This is a genomic window from Streptomyces sp. NK08204 (assembly GCF_020400585.1).
In the GTDB taxonomy this organism is placed as follows: Bacteria; Actinomycetota; Actinomycetes; order Streptomycetales; family Streptomycetaceae; genus Streptomyces.
Genome location: NZ_JAINVF010000019.1, coordinates 25,343 through 45,721 on the forward strand (window position 1 = coordinate 25,343; position 20,379 = coordinate 45,721).

13 protein-coding genes are annotated in these 20,379 nt (G+C 71.9%); 4 read left to right on the forward strand and 9 right to left on the reverse strand.

Going from position 1 to position 20,379, the window contains the following annotated elements:
* Window positions 1–29: 29 nt before the first annotated feature.
* Window positions 30–956: a proline dehydrogenase family protein gene (locus tag K7G59_RS24805; RefSeq protein ID WP_225837832.1), complete on the reverse strand. Its 927-nt coding sequence runs from the start codon at window positions 954–956 to the stop codon at window positions 30–32.
* 164 nt (window positions 957–1,120) lie between these two features.
* Here K7G59_RS24805 and K7G59_RS24810 point away from each other — a divergent pair, with 164 nt between their 5' ends.
* Complete coding sequence (locus tag K7G59_RS24810) at window positions 1,121–2,599, forward strand: helix-turn-helix domain-containing protein (RefSeq protein ID WP_263976728.1); 1,479 nt, start codon at window positions 1,121–1,123, stop codon at window positions 2,597–2,599.
* Window positions 2,600–2,611: 12 nt separating this feature from the next.
* Here the strand turns inward: K7G59_RS24810 and K7G59_RS24815 are convergent, their stop codons facing one another.
* Entirely contained in the window at window positions 2,612–3,190 is a 579-nt protein-coding gene (locus K7G59_RS24815) for a TetR/AcrR family transcriptional regulator (protein WP_225837837.1), read from the reverse strand.
* A gap of 98 nt (window positions 3,191–3,288) precedes the next feature.
* Between K7G59_RS24815 and K7G59_RS24820 the strand changes: the two genes are divergently transcribed.
* The gene (locus tag K7G59_RS24820) at window positions 3,289–4,830 is read left to right on the forward strand and encodes an MFS transporter (protein ID WP_225837839.1); all 1,542 of its coding nucleotides are present in this window, start codon (window positions 3,289–3,291) and stop codon (window positions 4,828–4,830) included.
* A 67-nt stretch (window positions 4,831–4,897) separates the two neighbouring features.
* Here the strand turns inward: K7G59_RS24820 and serA are convergent, their stop codons facing one another.
* The 6 genes from serA to K7G59_RS24850 all read right to left on the reverse strand — a co-directional run bounded on the left by serA (window position 4,898) and on the right by K7G59_RS24850 (window position 14,821).
* A complete protein-coding gene (serA, locus tag K7G59_RS24825) occupies window positions 4,898–6,487 on the reverse strand; it encodes a phosphoglycerate dehydrogenase (RefSeq protein WP_225837842.1) in 1,590 nt (529 codons plus the stop codon).
* Window positions 6,488–6,718: 231 nt separating this feature from the next.
* The gene (gene ilvC / locus K7G59_RS24830) at window positions 6,719–7,717 is read right to left on the reverse strand and encodes a ketol-acid reductoisomerase (protein WP_225837844.1); all 999 of its coding nucleotides are present in this window, start codon (window positions 7,715–7,717) and stop codon (window positions 6,719–6,721) included.
* Between the two features lie 131 nt (window positions 7,718–7,848).
* Window positions 7,849–8,373 carry an acetolactate synthase small subunit gene (gene ilvN / locus K7G59_RS24835; RefSeq protein ID WP_225837846.1) on the reverse strand — a complete coding sequence of 175 codons (525 nt, stop codon included), beginning with the start codon at window positions 8,371–8,373 and terminating at the stop codon, window positions 7,849–7,851.
* 20 nt (window positions 8,374–8,393) lie between these two features.
* Window positions 8,394–10,244, reverse strand: coding sequence for an acetolactate synthase large subunit (locus K7G59_RS24840; RefSeq protein WP_225837849.1), 1,851 nt, complete (start codon window positions 10,242–10,244; stop codon window positions 8,394–8,396).
* 243 nt (window positions 10,245–10,487) lie between these two features.
* The gene (locus tag K7G59_RS24845) at window positions 10,488–13,679 is read right to left on the reverse strand and encodes an EAL domain-containing protein (RefSeq protein ID WP_263976729.1); all 3,192 of its coding nucleotides are present in this window, start codon (window positions 13,677–13,679) and stop codon (window positions 10,488–10,490) included.
* A gap of 200 nt (window positions 13,680–13,879) precedes the next feature.
* On the reverse strand, window positions 13,880–14,821 hold the full coding sequence (locus K7G59_RS24850; RefSeq protein ID WP_225837853.1) for a 2-hydroxyacid dehydrogenase: 942 nt from the start codon (window positions 14,819–14,821) through the stop codon (window positions 13,880–13,882).
* Window positions 14,822–14,896: 75 nt separating this feature from the next.
* Here K7G59_RS24850 and K7G59_RS24855 point away from each other — a divergent pair, with 75 nt between their 5' ends.
* A complete protein-coding gene (locus tag K7G59_RS24855) occupies window positions 14,897–15,895 on the forward strand; it encodes an aldo/keto reductase (RefSeq protein ID WP_225837981.1) in 999 nt (332 codons plus the stop codon).
* Window positions 15,896–15,993: 98 nt separating this feature from the next.
* Entirely contained in the window at window positions 15,994–17,169 is a 1,176-nt protein-coding gene (locus K7G59_RS24860; RefSeq protein WP_225837855.1) for a sorbosone dehydrogenase family protein, read from the forward strand.
* Between the two features lie 124 nt (window positions 17,170–17,293).
* Here K7G59_RS24860 and K7G59_RS24865 read toward each other — a convergent pair whose 3' ends face one another.
* On the reverse strand, window positions 17,294–20,335 hold the full coding sequence (locus K7G59_RS24865; RefSeq protein WP_225837857.1) for a helix-turn-helix transcriptional regulator: 3,042 nt from the start codon (window positions 20,333–20,335) through the stop codon (window positions 17,294–17,296).
* Between the last annotated feature and the right edge of the window lie 44 nt (window positions 20,336–20,379).

Consider the following 20,379-nt stretch of genomic DNA (forward strand, 5'->3'; position numbering starts at 1 on the left):
ACTCCTTGATCTTGAGCGGGTGTTCGGGTTCAGCCCTTGCTGACCATGCTGCGGAGGAAGAAGCGCAGGTTCGCCGGCTTCTCGGCGAGCCTGCGCATGAAGTAGCCGTACCAGTCGGTGCCGTAGGCGGTGTAGACACGCATGCGGTGGCCCTCGGCGGCCAGACGCAGGTGCTCGTCGCTGCGGATGCCGTAGAGCATCTGGAACTCGTACTCGTCAAGCTTGCGGCCGGCCTTGTGGGCCAGCTCCTGCCCGATGGCGATCAGGCGCGGGTCGTGGGACCCGATCATCGGGTAGCCCTCGCCCTCCATCAGGATCCGCAGGATCCGCACGTACGCCTTGTCGATCTCCGGCTTCTGCTGGTAGGCGACCTCGGCGGGCTCCTTGTACGCGCCCTTCACCAGGCGGACGCGGCTGCCGCTCTCCGCGAGGCGGCGGGCGTCGGCCTCGGTGCGGAAGAGGTAGGCCTGGATGACGCAGCCGGTCTGCGGGAAGTCCTTGCGCAGCTCCTCGTGGATGGCGAACATCGAGTCGAGGGTGGTGTGATCCTCGGCGTCGAGGGTCACGGTCGTACCGATGGCGGCGGCGGCCTCGACCACCGGGCGGACGTTCGCCAGCGCCAGCTCGTGGCCGCCGGACAGGGCCTGCCCGAACATGGACAGCTTGACGGACATCTCGACCTTCTCACCCAGCTCCAGCTGCCGGAGGTGGTCGATCAGCTCCAGGTACGCGTCCCGGGCGGCGGTGGCCTGCTCGGGGGTGGTGATGTCCTCGCCGACGACGTCCATCGTCAGTTCCAGGCCCTTGGCCGTCAGATCCTTGATGATCGGGACGACGTCGGCCACGGTCTCGCCGGGGATGAACCGGTCGACGACCTGCTTGGTCACCGGGGCCGCCGAGATAAGGCGTCGCATCCGGTCGCTGCGCGACGCGGCGAGAATCACGGGACCCAGCACGGGGCACCTCCACAGAAACGCATCAGAACGGCCGCCACCCGACGTTTCGGGTACGGCACGGAGAACCACCGTGAAACCTAAGGATCTCCCCGATCGTCGGCCATCTACAGCTGTCACGCATCCGTGCCCGGAATCTCAGACAGTTGTATGAAGGCGATCGTGAAATGCGGGAGAATGCCCGAGTGACGTCGGAACACAGGGGTGACTACCAGGAGCTGGTGGACGAGATCTCGGAGCTGCTGGGCGCGCCGGCGACCCTGGAGAACCGGGACTTCGAGCTGATCGCCTTCGGCGCGTACGACAGCGAGGGCGAGCTGGATCCCTCGGCGCTGGACCCCGTGCGGACCCGCTCGATCCTGACCCGGCGCTCCACCGCCACGGTGCGGTCGTGGTTCGAGGGCTTCGGCATCACGCGCGCGACCGGGCCGGTCCGCATCCCGGCGAGCCCGGAGGCCGGCGTCTACCGCGGCCGGATCTGCCTGCCGGTGCGCCACCGGGGGGTGGTCCTCGGCTATGTCTGGCTGCTGGACGACGATCCGGGGCCGACGGACGCACAGCTGGCCGCCGCCATGCAGGTGACCGGGCGGATCGGCGCGCTGCTCGCGGACGAGGCGCAGGCCGGCGCCGGGCTGAGCAGGGAGCTGCGGGCGGTGCTCACCGCGGAGCACGGCTGGCAGCGGGACATGGCGGTGGCCGACCTCCGCACCGCCCTCGGCGCCCGCGCGGACGGCCCCCACACCCTGGTGTGCGTCGCCCCCTGGCCCTCCGCCGACCCCGACGACGCCCCCTCCCCGCGCACGATCCCGCACGCCGCGGCGCTGTGCACGCTGCCGTGGGGCGTGACCGGGCAGAGCCTCGCGGTGCTGGTCAGGCTGCGCAGCACGGACGTGGCGGTCCCGGCCCTGACGGCGGCCTCACGGCTGCTGAGGGAGGCCGACGGGGGCAGGGGCACGGGGACGCGGGCAGCGACGGGGCCCACGGCGAGGGGGCAGGGCGCGGCGGCGCGGGCAGCGGCAGGACAGGCCGCACCGGGGCCCGCAGCGACCGGGCAGGACGGTCCGGGGACCGGATCGACGGGCCCCGGAGCGGCGGGGCAGGGTGCGGCGGGGCCGGGGACGTCGGCACGGGGAACCCCGGTGCGGGGCCCGGAGGCACGAGGCGCCGGGGCGCGTGCCGCCGCCGTGGTGGCGACGGGGTTCGGCGGAGCGGCCTCGGTGGCCGCGCTCACCTCGGTCGCCGCCGGGGTCGGCGAGCCGCGCACCGGTCTCACCGAGCTGGGCACGGTCTGGCAGGAGGCCTGCGCCGCCGCGCGCGCCGCGCTGGCCGAGCCACGGCTCGGGCCGGTCGCCGAGTGGGCGCGCATCGGGCCGTACCGGCTGCTGACCGCACTGCCGCCGGAGGCCGCCCACGATCCCGCGGCCGGCCCGCTCCTCGCCCCCGCGCACCACGATCTGGCGCGCACCGCCGAGGTGTACCTCGACTGCGCGGGCCAGGCCGGCCGCACGGCGGCCGAGCTGGGCATCCACCGGCAGACGCTGTACTACCGGCTGTCCCGGGTGGAGCAGCTGACGGGCCTGGACCTGGACGACGGCGAGGACCGGCTGCTGCTGCACATGGCACTGAAGCGGGCCCGGCTGGGCTGACGGCGGCGCCGCTCAGCTCTTCGCGGCGGCCTCGATGATCTGCCGCAGCCCCTCGGTGAGCGCGTCGCCGTCGGGTGCGGTCTTCGGGTCGAAGGTCCACTGCGCGATGAGCCCGGTCATCAGGGTCATGTAGAACTTTCCGAGCGTGTCCGCCGTCTCGTCGGACACCTGCTCCTCCGGCACGCCCTGGATGATGGAGACGAGCCCGCGCCCGCCCTCCCGCTGCGCACGGGCCAGGTGCTCACGTACCGCAGGCATGTCGATGGTCATGACCTCCATGCTGAGCCGCCAGATGGAGCCGGGCTCCCGCATGGTGCCGACGATGTTCGACCACACCCACCGGAAGCGCTCCAGTGAACCGGGCGCGCCTCCGGCCTCGGCGCCCCCGCTCCCGTCGAAGGCGTCGGACGCGTTCTCCACCAGGGCGACGTAGGCCTGCGCCAGCAGCGCGTCCTTGGAGCCGTAGTGGTAGCCGATCGACGCCAGGTTGGTCCCCGAGACCTTCACGATGTCCCGCGCGGTCGTCCGCGCGAAGCCCTTCTCCAGCAGGCAGCGCTTGGCGCCTTCGAGCAGATCCTCACGGTGTCCCATGGCCGTCACCCTACTCCACGATTCATACACGCGTCCTAGACACATGTATTACACAGACGTTCTAGACAAGCGTCTAAGACGTGCGTACATTCCTCGGCATGACGAACCCGACGAGCACCGTCCCGAGCACCACACCGATCACTCCTCCGCCCACCACCCGCGCCGGACGGCGTGAGTGGACCGCTCTCGGCGTGCTGATGCTCCCGCTGCTGCTGGTCTCGATGGACGTCTCGGTCCTGTACTTCGCGGCCCCCGCGATCAGCGCCGACCTGCGGCCGAGCGGCACCCAGCAGCTGTGGATCTTCGACGTCTACGGCTTCGTCCTGGCCGGGCTGCTGATGACGATGGGGTCGATCGGTGACCGCATCGGCCGCCGCAGGCTCCTGCTGACGGGCGCCGTCGCCTTCAGCGCCGCGTCGGTCCTCGCCGCCTACGCGGACAGCGCCGAGACGCTGATCGCGGCCCGCGCGATCCTCGGGATCGGCGGCGCGACCCTGATGCCGTCGACCATGGCCCTGCTGCGCACGATGTTCACCGACCCCGCCGAGCGGGCGAAGGTGCTCGGGCTGTGGTCCGGCGTGATGACCGGAGGTGTCGCGCTGGGCTCGGTGATGAGCGGCATCCTCGTCGAGCACTTCTGGTGGGGCTCGGTCTTCCTGGTCAACCTGCCCGCGATGGCCCTGCTGCTGATACTCGGCCCGGTGCTGCTGCCCGAGGCGAAGAACCCGGACCCCGGCCGCTTCGACTGGCTGAGTGTGCCGCTGTCGATGGCCGCCGTGCTCCCCGTGATCTACGGCCTGAAGGAGATCCCCTCCGAGGGCTGGCACCCGCGGTACGTCGTCTCGGTGGCGGCCGGTGTGCTGTGCGCCGCGCTCTTCGTCCGCCGTCAGCGCACCGCGGCCTCCCCGCTGGTCCCGCCGGCCCTGCTGCGGGGCCGCGGCTTCGCCCCGGCGATGGTCCTGAACCTGGCCTCGGCGTTCGGGATGATGGGCTCGGCGATCTTCACCACGCAGTACCTGCAGTCGGTGCTCGGCAAGAGCCCGCTCTCGGCCGCGCTGTGGAGCCTGCTCCCGTCGGTGCTGATCGGCGTCGCGGGCCCGGTCACCGGGGTGCTCGTCGCCCGTGGCGCGGGCCGCGGCCCTGTCGTCGCCACCGGCTTCGCCATCTCGGCGGCCGGCTACACCCTGCTCGTCTTCACCGGCACCAGCTCCCTGTGGCTCGTGCTGGCGGCGGCCGGTGTCCTCGCCTCCGGGGTGGTCATGGTGATGTCCCAGCTGACCGACCTGGCCATGAGCACGGCACCGCTGGAGCGTGCGGGCACGGCCTCCTCGCTCCTGGAGACCGGCACGGAGTTCGGCGGCGCCCTCGGCATGGCGGTCCTGGGCTCCATCGGTACGGCGGTCTACCGCCACGAGATGCCGTCCTCGGCCCCGTCGACGGCCCGGGAGACCCTGGGCGGCGCCCTGGCAACGGCCGCCCGTCTGCCCGGCCGTACCGGCGAGCCCCTGCTCGCCACCGCCCGCGAGGCGTTCACCACCGGGATGCACGGGGCGGCGATCGCCGGGGCGGCGGTCCTGGCGGTGGCTGCGCTGGGGGCGGCGGTGACGCTGCGGGGGACCGGGGTCAGGGACGACGAGTAGGGGGCGACACAAAAGCGCCGGGCGGGCTGAGAGAGACCTCAGCCCGCCCGGCGCTCGTACGTACGCGTCAGACCAGGTTCACCGAGCGGGCGGACGTCGCACCGATCTCGGAGGCGACCTCGGCCAGCACACCGGGGGCCACCGTGTCGTCGACGGTCAGCACCGCCAGCGCCTCCCCGCCGGCCGCCGCACGGGCCACCTGCATGCCGGCGATGTTGATGCCCGCCTCGCCGAGGATGCGGCCGACGGTGCCGACGACACCCGGACGGTCCTCGTAACGCAGGACGACCATGTGGTCGGCGAGGGCCAGGTCGACGTCGTAGTCGCCGACCGCGACGATCTTCTGGACGTGCTTCGGACCGGCCAGCGTGCCGGAGACCGACACTTCCTCGCCGCCCGCGAGCGTGCCGCGCACGGTCACGACGTTGCGGTGGTCGGCGGACTCCGAGCTGGTGGTCAGGCGCACCTCGACGCCGCGCTCCTGCGCGAACAGGGGCGCGTTGACGTACGACACCGTCTCGTCCACGACGTCCTCGAAGACGCCCTTGAGCGCGGACAGCTCCAGCACCTTCACGTCGTGCTGGGTGATCTCGCCGTACACCTCGACATCGAGGCGGACCGCGACCTCACCGGCGAGCGCGGTGAAGATGCGGCCGAGGCGCTCGGCGAGCGGCAGACCCGGCTTGACGTCCTCGGCGATGACACCGCCCTGGACGTTCACCGCGTCCGGGACCAGCTCGCCGGCGAGGGCGAGGCGGACCGACTTGGCGACGGCGATACCGGCCTTCTCCTGCGCCTCGTCCGTCGACGCTCCCAGGTGCGGGGTGCAGACCACCTGGTCCAGCTCGAACAGCGGGGAGTCGGTGCACGGCTCCTTGGCGTACACGTCGAGGCCGGCGCCGGCGACCCGGCCCTCCTTCAGCGCCGCGTACAGCGCCGCCTCGTCCACGATGCCGCCGCGTGCGGCGTTGACGACGCGCACGGACGGCTTGACCTTGCGCAGCGCCTCGTCGCCGATGAGGCCGAGGGTCTCGGGGGTCTTGGGCAGGTGGACGGTGATGAAGTCGGAGACCTCCAGCAGCTCGTCCAGGGACAGCACCTTGACGCCCATCTGCGCGGCCCGCGCGGGCTGCACGTAGGGGTCGTAGGCGACGACCTTCATGCCGAACGCGGACATGCGCTGGGCCACGAGGGCACCGATGCGGCCGAGGCCGACGACACCGAGGGTCTTCTCGGCCAGCTCGACGCCCGTGTACTTGCTGCGCTTCCACTCGCCGTTCTTCAGCGCGGTGTTGGCCTGCGGGATGTTGCGGGCGCTGGCGAGGATGAGGCCGCAGGCCAGCTCGGCCGCGGTCACGATGTTGGAGGTGGGGGCGTTGACGACCATCACGCCGGCCTTGGTGGCGGCGGAGACGTCGACGTTGTCCAGGCCGACGCCGGCGCGGGCGACGACCTTGAGCTTCTTCGCCGCGGCGATGGCCTCGGCATCGACCTTGGTGGCGGAGCGGATCAGGATCGCGTCGACATCCGCGATGGCCGGAAGCAGTTCGGCCCGGTCGGCTCCGTTGCAGTGCCGGATCTCGAAGTCCGGTCCCAGTGCGTCGACGGTGGCGGGCGACAGCTCTTCAGCGATGAGTACGACGGGTTTCGAGCTCACGTGAGGTCCTCACAAGTCCAGAGCATGCGGACGGCCGTCCCAACGGCCGCAGGCGGAGGAGGGGGGCTAGCCGCGGAAGACGCACGACGCTGTGGGCCTGACGCGTGTTGTTGAGAAGTGTAGTGGCGCGAAGGGCATGTTATTGCGCCACTGCGGAAGTATCACCCGTCTGTGGCTGGACGGGGTGGACAACGGGCCGGAGCAGTCCGCCCCGGCCCGTGTCACGAGGCTTTACGCCTCCTCGTTCACCCAGCTCATCAGCTTGCGCAGCTGCTTGCCGGTGGTCTCCAGCAGGTGCTCGGCGTCCTGCTGCTTGTACTCGTTGTACTTCTTCAGGCCGCCGTGGTACTCGTCCATCCAGTTACGGGCGAAGGTGCCGTCCTGGATCTCGGCGAGGACCTGCTTCATCTCGGCCTTGGTGGCGTCCGTGATGATGCGCGGGCCGGTGACGTAGTCGCCCCACTCGGCGGTCTCGGAGACCGACCAGCGCATCTTCTCCAGGCCGCCCTCGTACATGAGGTCGACGATCAGCTTCAGCTCGTGCAGGCACTCGAAGTAGGCGATCTCCGGCTGGTAGCCGGCCTCGACCAGGGTCTCGAAACCGGCCTTCACCAGCGCGGCCGTACCGCCGCACAGGACGGCCTGCTCGCCGAAGAGGTCCGTCTCGGTCTCCTCGGTGAAGGTCGTCTTGATGACGCCGGCGCGGGTGCCGCCGATGCCCTTGGCGTAGGACAGGGCCAGCGCGAAGGCGTTGCCGGAGGCGTCCTGCTCGACGGCGGCGATGCAGGGCACGCCGCGGCCCTCCTCGTACTGGCGGCGGACCAGGTGACCCGGGCCCTTCGGGGCGACCATGCAGACGTCCACACCGGCCGGGGGCTTGATGAAGCCGAAGCGGATGTTGAAGCCGTGGCCGAAGAACAGGGCGTCGCCGTCCTTCAGGTTCGGGGCGATGGACTCCTCGTAGACCTGGGCCTGGATCGGGTCCGGGACGAGGATCATGATGACGTCGGCCTCGGCGGCGGCCTCCGCCGGGGTCACCACGCGCAGGCCCTGCTCCTCGGCCTTCGCCTTGGACCTGGAGCCCTCGTGCAGACCGACGCGCACGTCGACACCCGAGTCACGGAGCGACAGCGCGTGGGCGTGGCCCTGGCTGCCGTAACCGATGACCGCGACCTTGCGGCCCTGGATGATGGACAGGTCGGCGTCGGCGTCGTAGAACAGCTCGGCCACTTTGGGTTCTCTCCTTGGTGTGCAGATGGTGCGTCCCACCGTATGACGGTGAGAGGGGTGAAAGTTCGGGGGTCTCGGCATACGGGCGGCGCGTGCCGCCCGTATTCAGCCTTGCGTGGGCCGGTACCGGCTCACGCGGTCCGGTCGAGGGCGCGCAGCGAGCGGTCCGTGATCGAACGGGCGCCGCGGCCGATCGCGATCGTGCCGGACTGGACCAGCTCCTTGATGCCGAACGGCTCCAGCATCTTGAGCATGGCGGACAGCTTGTCGCTGGATCCGGTGGCCTCGATCGTCACGGCCTCCGGGGAGACGTCGACGGTCTTGGCGCGGAACAGCTGGACGATCTCGACGATCTGGGAGCGGGTCTCGTTGTCGGCGCGGACCTTCACCAGAACGAGTTCGCGCTGAACGGCCTGGCCGGGCTCCAGCTCGACGATCTTGAGCACGTTGACGAGCTTGTTGAGCTGCTTGGTCACCTGCTCCAGCGGCAGGTCCTCGACGTTCACCACGATGGTGATGCGGGAGATGTCGGGGTGCTCGGTGACGCCGACCGCGAGCGAGTCGATGTTGAAGCCGCGGCGGGAGAACAGGGCGGCGATGCGGGCGAGGATGCCCGGCGTGTTCTCCACCAGGACGGAGAGCGTGTGCTTGGACATGTTCTTGACTCGGCTCTCTCTCAGTCGTCTTCGTTGTCGCCGAAGTCGGGGCGGACGTCCCGGGCGGCCATGATCTCGTCGTTGGAGGTGCCTGCGGCGACCATCGGCCACACCATCGCGTCCTCGTGGACGATGAAGTCGACGACGACCGGGCGGTCGTTGATGGAGTTCGCCTGTTCGATGACCTTGTCGAGGTCCTCGGGGGACTCGCAGCGCAGACCCACGCAGCCCATGGCCTCGGACAGCTTCACGAAGTCCGGCACACGGGTGCCCCTGGCGTCCGGGTTGACGTCGTCGGGACCGGAGTGCAGCACGGTGTTGGAGTAGCGCTGGTTGTAGAAGAGGGTCTGCCACTGGCGGACCATCCCGAGGGCGCCGTTGTTGATGATGGCGACCTTGATCGGGATGTTGTTCAGGGCGCAGGTGGTCAGCTCCTGATTGGTCATCTGGAAGCAGCCGTCGCCGTCGATCGCCCAGACCGTCTTCTCCGGCACGCCGGCCTTGGCGCCCATCGCGGCCGGGACCGCGTAGCCCATGGTTCCGGCGCCGCCGGAGTTCAGCCAGGTGGCGGGCTTGTCGTACTGGATGAAGTGCGCGGCCCACATCTGGTGCTGGCCGACGCCCGCGGCGAAGACGGTGCCCTCGGGGGCGAGCCTGCCGACGCGCTCGATGACCTGCTGGGGCGACAGGGAGCCGTCCTCGGGCAGGTCGTAACCGAGCGGGTAGGTCTCGCGCCAGCGGTTGAGGTCGCTCCACCAGGCGGTGTAGTCGCCCTTGTGGCCCTCGCTGTACTCCTTCTGCACGGCCTGGATCAGGTCGGCGATGACCTCGCGGGCGTCACCGACGATCGGCACGTCCGCGGCACGGTTCTTGCCGATCTCGGCCGGGTCGATGTCGGCGTGGACGATCTTGGCGTAGGGGGCGAAGCTGTCCAGCCTGCCGGTGACGCGGTCGTCGAAGCGGGCACCGAGGGCGACGATCAGGTCGGCCTTCTGCAGCGCGGTGACGGCGGTGACCGCACCGTGCATGCCCGGCATTCCCACGTGCAGCGGGTGGCTGTCGGGGAACGCGCCGAGCGCCATCAGGGTGGTGGTGACGGGCGCTCCGGTGAGTTCGGCGAGGACCTTCAGCTCGGCCGTGGCCTGCGCCTTGAGGACACCGCCGCCGACGTAGAGGACGGGCCGGCGGGCGGAGGTGATCAGCTTGGCGGCCTCGCGGATCTGCTTGGCGTGCGGCTTGGTCACCGGGCGGTAGCCGGGCAGGTCCATGGTGGGCGGCCAGGAGAAGGTGGTCTTCGCCTGGAGGGCGTCCTTGGCGATGTCGACGAGGACCGGGCCCGGACGGCCGGTGGAGGCGATGTGGAACGCCTGCGCGATGACCCGCGGGATGTCCTCGGCCTTGGTGACGAGGAAGTTGTGCTTGGTGATCGGCATGGTGATGCCGACGATGTCCGCCTCCTGGAAGGCGTCCGTACCGATCGCCTGGGACGCCACCTGCCCGGTGATCGCCACGAGCGGCACCGAGTCCATGTGGGCGTCGGCGATCGGCGTGACCAGGTTCGTCGCACCCGGACCGCTCGTCGCCATGCAGACACCGACCTTGCCGGTGGCCTGCGCGTAGCCGGTGGCCGCGTGGCCGGCGCCCTGCTCGTGCCGGACCAGGACGTGCCGGACCCGGCTGGAGTCCATCAGCGGGTCGTACGCCGGAAGGATCGCGCCGCCGGGAATGCCGAATACCGTGTCCGCGCCGACCTCCTCAAGGGAGCGAATGAGGGACTGCGCACCCGTGACGTGCTCGACGGGGGCGGAGTGCTGTCCTCCGGAACGGGGCCGCGGCTGCGGATGGTGGGCCCCGGTGGCCTGCTCGGTCATCGGCATTCTCTTCTCGATGCTGAGGTTTTATGCGAGGTTTGGGCGGAGTTCGAACGTTGTGCGAAAGGTGCTCGTGCAACAAAAAACCCCTCGTGCCATGAGGCAAGCGAGGGGAGCGCGCCGGTGAGGGTCGCCGGGGATTCCGGAGGTCCTCCGGTGGGTCCCAGCTCAGCCGACGCGCTTTCCAAGTACGAGAATTCGGGTGCGCATGGAACCGACCCTCCCCCCGGCACGCACCACGTGTCAAGTAGGTGGGACGGGCGTCTCATTATGTGAACGAAGGGCACTTCCGCCTCCGATGACAGCGGCTACACCCCCTGTGTACACCGCCGCGCGCTTGCCTGCGAGTGCCGGCTCGGCGGCGTGCGGCACGGGGCAGTGCCCGGCCGCCAGCGCCCGGCGCAGCCGGTACTCGTCCAGCGGTCCCGTGAACGCCATGCCCTGTCCGTGCGTGCAGCCCATCGCGCGCAGCGCGGCCACCTGCTCCGGCAAGTCCACGCCCTCGGCCACGGACTGCAGGCCGAGGTCGCCGGCGATGCGGAGCAGCCCGCTGGTGATCTTGTGCAGCCGAGCGGACTCCACCACGCCCTCGACCAGACTCCGGTCGAGTTTCAGGATGTCCACGGGCAGCCTGCGCAGGGCCGTGATCGCCGCGAAGCCGCTGCCGAAGCCGTCCAGCGCGATGCGCACCCCGAGCCGGCTGAGCGCGGTCAGACGCCGCTCCAGGTCGTCCAGGCAGACCCTGGGGTCGGTGTCGGACAGCTCGACGACCAGCGCCCCGGGCGGCAGGCCGTGCCGGGTCAGCAGCGCCTCGACGGAGCCGAGCGGCTGCGAGCGGTCCAGCAGCCGCCGGGCGCCCATCCGCACCACCACCGGCACGACGGGGCCGGTCGCGGCCCGCTGCGCGGCCTGTGCTGCCGCCTCCTGGAGGATCCAGCGCTCCAGTTCGCCGGTCTTGTCGCCGCCCTCGGCCACCCGCAGGAACTCGGCCGGCGTGAAGAGCACGCCCTGGGAGGAGCGCCAGCGCGCCTGCGCGGAGACCGACACGATCCGGCCGTTCTCCAGGGACACCACCGGCTGGTGCAGCAGCGTGAACTCGCCGTCGTGCAGGGCGGCACGCAGGCGCGTGGCCAGTTCCGCCTTGCGTACGACGTCCTGCTGCATCTGCGGCCGGTACAGCTCGACGCGGCCCTTTCCGGCCGATTTCGCGCGGTACATCGCGAGGTCGGCGTTGCGCAGCAACTCGCCTGCGCCCAGGCCCGGTTCGGCGAAGGCGACGCCGATGGAGGCGTTGACCCGGACGTCGTTGCCGTCGATCGGGTACGGCTGGGAGAGCGTCACCCTGAGCCGGTCGGCCAGCTCCAGGATGTTCCGCTCCCGGGCGGCACGGTCACGGGTGCCGTCCCCGACAATCAGGGCCGCGAACTCGTCGCCGCCGAGCCGGGAGGCGGTGTCCCCGTGCCGGACGGCGGCCTGGAGTCTGCGGGCGGCCTGGACGAGCAGTTCGTCCCCGGCCTGGTGCCCGATCGTGTCGTTGACGGCCTTGAAGCCGTCCAGGTCGATGAAGAGCACGGCGGTGCCGCGCAGGGCGGCCCCCCGGTCTGTGGACCGGCGGCCGGACAGAGCCTGCTGGACGCGCTGGGTGAACAGCGCACGGTTGGGCAGGTCGGTGAGCGGGTCGTGCTCGGCGTTGTGCTGCAGCTGGGCCTGCAGGCGTACCCGCTCGGTGACGTCCCGGCTGTTGAAGATGAGGCCGCCGTGGTGCCGGTTGACGGTGGACTCGACGTTGAGCCAGCCGCCGTCGCCGGAGCGGAACCGGCACTCGATACGGGTGGTGGGCTCCTCGAGCGGGCTGGCGGCGAGGAAGCGGCGCACCTCGTGCACCACGCAGCCCAGGTCCTCCGGATGGATCAGACCGGCGAGTTCGGTGCCCACCAGGTCCTCGGCGGGCCGGCCGTAGACCCCGGCGGCGGCCGGGGAGACGTACCTGAGGACGCCATTGGGCGCGGCGATCATGATGACGTCGCTGGAGCCCTGCACCAGGGAGCGGAAGTGGTTCTCCTTCTGCGCCAGTTCCTGGGTGAGGGTGATGTTGTCCAGCAGCATGATGCCCTGGCGCATGACGAGCGCGAGCACGACGGCCCCGGCGGTGATCAGCACCACGTGGTCGGGCCTGCGGCCGTTGAGGACGCTGTACAGGATGCCCAGCGTGCACACGGCGGCGGCCAGGTACGGGGTGAGCGCGGCCAGGGAGCCGGTGATCGGACGGCCGGCCGGGTACCGGCTGGGGTCGGCGGCCGCGGCGGGCACCGGCACATGGTGGTGACCGGTGCCCCGCTGTCCGGGCACGTGCTCGTGGACGACGCGCGTGTGTCCGTCCGGTAGGTGCGCCTCCTGCGCGCCCTGGGGCCGGGGCGCGGCCCAGGGTGCGTAGGCGAGCAGCAGCGAACCGGCGAACCAGCCCGCGTCCAGCAGCTGTCCGGAGTGGTAGTTGCTGTGCAGCAGTGGGGAGGTGAACAGGGCGTCGCACATCACCGTGAGCGCGAGCGCGCCGATCGCGGTGTTCACCGCCGTGCGGTTGCCCGGGGCGCGGCGGAAGTGCAGCGCGAGCACCATGCTGACGAGCGCGATGTCGAGCAGTGGGTAGGCCAGCGACAGCGCGGTGTGCGCGACGCTCGGCCCGTCGAACCGGGCGGCCTGGGCGAGCGCGAGGCTCCAGGACAGGGTGAGCAGCGAGCCGCCGATCAGCCAGGCGTCCAGGGCCAGGCAGATCCAGCCGGCCTTGGTCACGGGCCGTTTGGCGAGGACCAGCAGGCCCACGATGGCGGGCGGCGCGAAGCACAGGAAGAACAGGTCGGCGTAGCTCGGGCTGGGCACGGGGCGGTCCAGGACGACCTCGTACCACCCCCACACGGCGTTGCCCAGGGACGCCATCGCGGAGGACAGGGCGAACAGCAGCCAGGCCGGCCGGAAGCGGACGCGTGCGTCACGCGCGTAGAGGAAGCACGAGACGGCGGCGGTGCCGGCCGCGGCGCTCAGCCCGAAGTCACCCATGACCTGGGCGACTTCGTCCGCCCCCCAGTCGAACGCGGCACCGACGGCGTAGGACGCGCAGACCAGGGCGAGGGCGAGTTGCCGGCCCAGGCGCGGACCCTCGCCGCCGGCCGGCGGGCGGGGCGGCAGGAACCCGGGCGGGTGCGGTGCGTGCCGGCGTCCGTCGCGGGCGGTCGTCAGCGAGGGTGGCGCGCTCACCGGGGCCTCCCGCTCCGCGTTCCCGGGTCCCGCGGGTCCCGGTGCGCTGCCTGCGCATGCCTCCTGCGGCCGGTGTGCCTGCGCTGGTGCTGGCTGTGATGGCTGGTGTGGTGGCCGCGTCTGCGCGCCGCCGCGCCGCAGGGTCGCCGTCGGCGGCTCCGCCGCGTCGGATCGTTCGTCCATAGGCCGTGCATCGCCCGTCGCCCCCCTCACGAAGCTGAAATGTCCATCCCCGGCGCCGAAAGGTTCGCGGCGCAGCCCCTGTCGGGACGATACACCAGTATCGTCACTCAGGGACATAGGTTCTCTACGCTGCGTGACCGACCAGGAGAGACGCGGACATACCCCGCATCCGGAGGGATGCGGAGGGTGCCGGAAGCGGATTACGCCCGGGTAGTGAGGATCACGTTCCGCAGGGGCTCTTGGTTCACGAACCGGGTCAACTGGTCCGCGAGCAGCCGCTTCGCCCGGGGCATGAAGGCCGAGGTGGGCCCGCCCACATGCGGGGTGATGAGCACGCCCGGCGCGTGCCACAGGGGGTGTCCCGGCGGGAGCGGCTCGGGGTCGGTCACGTCCAGGGCCGCGCGGAGCCGGCCGCTCTGCAGCTCCGTGAGCAGCGCCTCGGTGTCCACGACGGGGCCCCGGGCGACGTTGACCAGCAGCGCTCCGTCCTTCATCCGTGCGAGGAAGGCGGCGTCGACCAGGCCCTGGGTCTGTTCGGTCAAGGGCGTGGAGAGGATCACGACGTCGGCGCTCGGAAGCAGAGCGGGCAATTCGGTGAGCGGGTGCACGGGACCGCGCGCTGTGGCGCGCCCCGAGCGCGCGACGCGCGCCACCCGCGCAAGCTCGAAAGGCGTGAGCCGGTCTTCGATGGCGGCGCCGATGGAGCCGTAGCCGACGATGAGGACGCTCTTGTCCGCGAGCGCCGGCCGGAACCCGCCGAGCCACTCCCCCCGGTCCTGGGCGCGCACGAAGTCCGGAACGCCGCGCAGGGACGCGAGGACCAGGGTCAGCGTCAGCTCGGCGGTGCTCGCCTCGTGCACCCCGCGTGCGTTGCACAGCCGTACCCCGGCGCCCAGGAACTTCAGACCGGGTTCCACGTGGTCGATGCCGGCCGACAGGGTCTGTACGACCTGGACGGACCGCATCCCGGGCAGCGGACGCACGCCCAGACCGACGGGCTTCATGTAGGGCACGACGTAGAAGGCGCAGTCGCCCGGGTCGCCGGGGAACTCCTCGGCCCCGTCCCAGAACAGGTAGCGGGGCCCTTGCGGAAGCCCCTCGATCTCCTCGGACGGTATCGGCAGCCACACGTCAGCAGTCATGACGGGAGGCTATGTCAAGGCGGCGGACGGACAGAGGTTAGGTTGGTGACCAGGGAGAGGGAGGTTCACGAGCACGTGGAGCGCAGGACGATCGGCGCGGGGGGACTCGCGGTGGGGGCCGTCGGACTCGGGTGCATGCCGATGAGCTGGGCGTACAGCGGATCTCGGCAGCGGGGCGAGGAGTCGCTGCGCGCCGTGCACCGGGCGCTGGATCTCGGCTCCACCCTTCTCGACACCGCCGACATGTACGGCCCGTTCACCAACGAGCTGCTGCTGGGCCGGGTGCTCAAGGAGCGGCGTGCGGAGGCGTTCGTGTCCACGAAGGCGGGGCTGCTGGTGGGCGAGCAGCACATCGTGGCCAACGGCCGCCCCGGGTACGTGCGGCGGGCCTGCGACGCCTCGCTGCGGCGTCTGCAGACCGACGTCATCGACCTCTACCAGTTGCACCGCGCCGACCCGGAGGTGCCCGTCGAGGAGACGTGGGGTGCGATGGCGGACCTGGTGCGGGCCGGGAAGGTCCGGGCGCTGGGCCTGTGCGCGATGGGCGCTCAGGGCGGGCGCCGTCCGGACTCGCGGCCGTACGACAGCACGCTGGCCCAGCTGCGGCGCGTGCAGCAGGTCTTCCCGGTGAGCGCGGTGCAGGCCGAGTTGTCGGTGTGGTCGCCGGAGGCGCTTCATGCGCTGCTGCCGTGGTGCGCGGCGCGGGGCGTGGGCTTCCTCGCGGCGATGCCGCTGGGCAGCGGCTTCCTGACCGGCACCCTCACCCCCGGCGAGGGTTTCGAGCCGGACGACGTACGCGCCCGCCATCCCCGTTTCACCGCCGAGATGATGGCCGCCAACCAGCCGATCGTGGCGGGCCTGCGCCGCATCGCCCGCCGCCATGGCGAACACGTCACCCCGGCCCAGGTGGCACTGGCGTGGGTGCTGGCCCAGGGCCGTGACGTGATCGCGCTGCCCGGCACCAAGCACGCGCACTGGGCCGAGGAGAACGCGGCGGCGGCCGGCCTGCGGCTGACCGTGGAAGATCTGACGGAGGTGGCCCGGCTGCCGTCGGCACAGGGGTCCTGGGACTGAGCGCTCCCGCTGCCGGTCCGGGCGGACGGGGAACCTGCGCGGACCGGGTGGAGTATGAGTCACTGGGAACAGCCGCCGGACCCCCGCCCGAAGGGACGATGATCGTGCGACGTCGAGCTGTGACGGCCGTGTGGGCCGTGGCCGCGGTACTGCTGGCGGGCGGCTGCTCCGCCGACGGCGGAGGCCCCCCGGGCTTCGGGAGCACGCCTCCGGCCGGTACGGCCGGTACGGCACCGGGCGCCTCGGCGTCGGCGCGGTCGAGGGAGCCGGTCCCGCCGGCCAAGGGCTCGGTGAAAGTGCTGCGCACGGTGACCGAAGGCCTGAAGACCCCGTGGGGGCTGGCCGCGCTGCCGGGCGGCGGGCTGCTGGTCTCCTCCCGGGACGAGGGCACGATCACCCGGATCGACGAGAAGACGGGCCACAGGACCGAATCGGGCACGGTCTCCGGGGTCTCCCCGGCCGGCGAGGGCGGACTGCTGGGCATCGCCCTGTCCCCCGACTACGCCTCGGACCACATGATCTACGCCTGCTTCACGTCGGCCTCGGACAACCGTGTCGTCCGCATGCTGTACGACGAGCGCAAGCCCGCCGGTGAGCAACTGGGCGCCCCGGACACGGTGTTCAAGGGCATCCCGAAGGGATTCATCCACAACGGCGGCCGGATCGCGTTCGGCCCCGACAAGATGCTCTACGTGGGCACCGGCGAGGCCGGCCGGCGGGACCTCGCGCAGGACAAGAAGTCGCTGGGCGGGAAGATCCTGCGGCTGACCCCGGACGGCGAACCCGCCCCGGGCAACCCCTTCCCGGGCTCGCCCGTGTACTCCTACGGCCACCGCAACGTCCAGGGCCTCGCCTGGGACGACCGGCAGCGGCTGTTCGCCTCGGAGTTCGGCCAGGACACCTGGGACGAGCTGAACGCGATCAAGCCGGGCGGCAACTACGGCTGGCCGGACGCCGAGGGCAGGTCCTCCGACCCGCGCTTTCAGAACCCTCTCGCCCAGTGGCACACCGACGACGCCTCCCCCAGCGGGATCGCCTATGTCGACGGCGTGATCTGGATGGCCGCCCTGAAGGGCGAGCGCCTGTGGCGCATCCCCCTGAAGGGCGCCGGGCAGGCCGCCGCTCCGCAGGCCTTCCTGACGGGCACCTACGGCCGCCTGCGCACGGTGCTCCCCGCGGGCGGCCACAAGGTATGGCTCCTCACGAGCAACACGGACGGCCGGGGCCGGCCGAAGAAGGGCGACGACCGCCTCCTGGAGGCGGAGGTGAGGTGAGCGGCCTCCTCGGCCGGCCGGCTTGAGCAGCCCGCGCCGCAGCAGCCTGCGCCGGCCCTCCGGGAGTGCGTGGCGCTGCGCTGTGCGCGCCCTCGGTGAACTCGGCCTGCTCCCTCGTGCGCCGTCATCGCGCGACCAGCCGGTCGTCCGCGCCCGCCGGGAACAACCCCAGCCGGTGTGCCACCGCCGCCGCCTCGCCTCTGCCCGAGACGCCGAGCTTGGCGAGGATGTTGGAGACGTGGACGCTCGCGGTCTTGGGGGAGATGAAGAGTTCCTCTGCTATCTGACGGTTGGTGCGGCCGGCCGAGACAAGACGCAGGACGTCCGTCTCGCGGCTGGTCAGGCCGAGTGTCTTCAGCGGGTCGGCGGGGGCCAGGCCCGGCCGGGCCGCGGCGGTGAGGCTGAGACGGGCGCGGTGGGCGAGGCGGGTGACGGCGTCGGCGAGCGGGCGGGCACCGAGGTGGTCGGCGACCGCTCCGGCCAGCCGGAGCAGTTCCACGGCGCGCTCGCGTTCGTCGTCGCCGCCCTGGGCCAGCAGGGTCTGGGCGAGGCGGTGCCGGACGCGGGCGAGGTCGTAGGGCCGGTTCAGGCACTCGAAGGCGGTGACCACCGGGCACCAGGTGTCCTCGGTGTCCCGGCCCTCGGCGCGCAGCAGTTCGGCCCGGGTCCACCGGTCGTACGCCTGCCACAGGGGGACGCCGGTGGTGAGCGTGCGCACGGATGCGTTGAGGCGGGAGAGCAGTTCGGCGCGGCCGGGCTCGGCGGCGGGCAGGGTGCGGGCGTCGGCCTCGGCGGTGGCGGCGGCCAGCAGCAGGGGCCAGGCATGACGGTGGGTGCCGGGCGGGAACCCGGCGTCCAGCATCTGGAGCAGCTCGGTGCGGGCGTCGAGGATGCGTCCCTGCCCGGCGGCCAGCCCGATGGCGACACGGGCCACGGGCAGCCCCTGCTGGGGCATCGGGTCGTGGCTGCCGTAGAGAGTGCGGGCGGTGTCGAGGCGGCGGGCGGCCTCGGCGAGGTCGCCGCGGGCCAGGGCGAGGTACGCAAGGCGCAGGGCGCCCAGGGCGCGGGGCTTGGTGCTGTGCCCGACACGGGTCGCGTGCGCGGCGGCCTCGGCGGCCTCCTGCCACCGGCCGAGGGAGCAGAGCGCCTCCGACAGGTTGCCCGACGCCCACGCCTCGAAGTCCGGCATCCCGTGTCTGCGGCTGAAGGCGATCCCCTCGTGCAGCAGGGGCTCGGCCTCCGCGTCGCGGCCGACGGTCTGCAGCGCGGAGGGCAGGTTCACATAGGCGCGGGCGGCGACATGGGTGACGTCCTCCGCCAGGCAGTGCTCCAGGACCTGCCGCATCTCCGCGAGCCCTGCGTCGGTGTCTCCCGCGTCGACCATGAGGCCGCCCCGCGTGAGGCGCGCGTGCAGTTCGATGTCCCGGGCGCTCACCATCCGGGCGTACTCGACGGCCCGTTCGGCGGCGGCGACGGCCTCGGGGCCGGGCCGGTGCAGCATGGACCAGTTGGCGACCACCGCCAGCACCTCGGCGTGCACCTCGGACGGCGGCAGGCCGCGCACCAGTTCCTGCGCGGTGGCCAGTTCCGGCCAGCCGTCGCCACGGGCCTGCGCCTGCACCAGCCGGGAGCGCTGCACCCAGAACCAGGCGGCACGCAGGGGGTCCGGGTCGTCGTCCAGGAGGCGCAGCGCGCGCTTGGTGATCTTCAGGGCCCGTTCGCGTTCCCCGCACAGGCGGCCCGCGACGGCCGCCTCGGCCATCAGGTCGAGGTAGCTCAGCGGGGTGGTGGCGGGGTCGCAGCCGCAGGGGGCACACGCCTCGGCGTAGTCGACCAGGCGCAGGGCCGAGCGGATCTCCTCGGGTGCCGCGTCCCACAGCTCCATCGCCCGCTCCAGCAGCCGCAGTTGCTCGGTGTAGGCGTGCCGGCGGCGGGCCACGACGGAGGCGTCCAGGACGGCGGGCAGGGCCTTGGCGGCGTCGCGGGCGTGGTACCAGTAGGTGGCCAGGCGCATCACGCGCGCGTCGGCGGGGACGAGCGCCGGGTCGGTCTCCAGGGCCTCGGCGTAGCGGCGGTTGAGGCGGGAGCGTTCGCCGGGCAGCAGGTCGTCGGCGACGGCCTCGCGGACCAGGGAGTGCCGGAAGCGGTAGCCGTCGCCGGCCGTGGTCACGGTGAGGATGTTGGCACCCACGGCGGCGCGCAGCGCCTCGATGAGGTCGTCCTCGGTGAGCTGGGCGACGGCGGCGATCAGCCGGTACTCCACGGTGGAGCCGCCCTCGGCGACGACCCGGGCGACCCGCTGGGCGCTCTCCGGCAGCGCCTCCACCCGGACCAGGAGCAGGTCGCGCAGCGAGTCGGTGAGGCCCGTGCAGCAGCCCCCGCAGGAGGCCACGGCGAGTTCCTCGACGAAGAAGGCGTTGCCGTCGGAGCGTTCGAAGATCTCGTCCACCTGGCCGGGGTCGGGTTCGGTGGCGAGGATGCCGGCGATCTGACGGCCCACCTCCTCGCGGGTGAGGCGGGCGAGTTCGATGCGGCGGACGGTGCGCAGCCGGTCGAGTTCGGCGAGCAGGGGACGCAGCGGGTGGCGGCGGTGGATGTCGTCGGAGCGGTAGGTGGCGAGGATGAGGAGCCGGCCGGTGCGCAGGGTGCGGAAGAGGTAGGCGAGGAGGTGGCGGGTGGAGGCGTCGGCCCAGTGCAGGTCCTCCAGGACCAGCACGACCGGCTGGGCGGCGACCCGCTCCAGCAGCCTGGCGGTCAGCTCGAAGAGGCGGGCGATGCCCTGTTCGTCGTGGCGGCTGGAGGTGGCCTCGCCCAGCTCGGGCAGCAGCCGGGCCAGTTCCTCCTCCTGTCCGGTCGCAGCTGCGGTGAAGTCCTCGGGCAGGGCGTCGCGCAGGGCGCGCAGCGCGGCGGAGAAGGGAGCGAACGGCAGCCCGTCGGCGCCGATCTCCACGCAGCCGCCCACGGCCACGACGGCACCCCGGCCGCCTGCCGCCGTGGCGAACTCCTCCACGAGGCGGGTCTTGCCCACCCCGGCCTCTCCGCCGAGCAGCAGCGCCTGCGGCTCTCCCGCGGCGGCACGGGTGAGCGCGTCGTTCAGGGTGCCCAACTCGTCGGTGCGGCCGACGAACACGGGACTGACGGACCTGTTCTCCACAGGCCAGAGCATCGCATGAGGTCCGGGCGCCGGGGCACCCGTTTTCCACAGGTCCG

What these genes read in the sequence shown, in the direction of transcription:
- K7G59_RS24810 (WP_263976728.1), top strand. Translation starts at nt 1,121, where the DNA reads ATGCGGGAGAATGCCCGAGTGACGTCGGAACACAGGGGTGACTACCAG.
- K7G59_RS24815 (WP_225837837.1), bottom strand. Translation starts at nt 3,190, where the DNA reads ATGGGACACCGTGAGGATCTGCTCGAAGGCGCCAAGCGCTGCCTGCTG.
- K7G59_RS24820 (WP_225837839.1), top strand. Translation starts at nt 3,289, where the DNA reads ATGACGAACCCGACGAGCACCGTCCCGAGCACCACACCGATCACTCCT.
- ilvN (WP_225837846.1), bottom strand. Translation starts at nt 8,373, where the DNA reads ATGTCCAAGCACACGCTCTCCGTCCTGGTGGAGAACACGCCGGGCATC.
- K7G59_RS24840 (WP_225837849.1), bottom strand. Translation starts at nt 10,244, where the DNA reads ATGACCGAGCAGGCCACCGGGGCCCACCATCCGCAGCCGCGGCCCCGT.
- K7G59_RS24845 (WP_263976729.1), bottom strand. Translation starts at nt 13,679, where the DNA reads ATGGACGAACGATCCGACGCGGCGGAGCCGCCGACGGCGACCCTGCGG.
- K7G59_RS24850 (WP_225837853.1), bottom strand. Translation starts at nt 14,821, where the DNA reads ATGACTGCTGACGTGTGGCTGCCGATACCGTCCGAGGAGATCGAGGGG.
- K7G59_RS24860 (WP_225837855.1), top strand. Translation starts at nt 15,994, where the DNA reads ATGATCGTGCGACGTCGAGCTGTGACGGCCGTGTGGGCCGTGGCCGCG.
- K7G59_RS24865 (WP_225837857.1), bottom strand. Translation starts at nt 20,335, where the DNA reads ATGCTCTGGCCTGTGGAGAACAGGTCCGTCAGTCCCGTGTTCGTCGGC.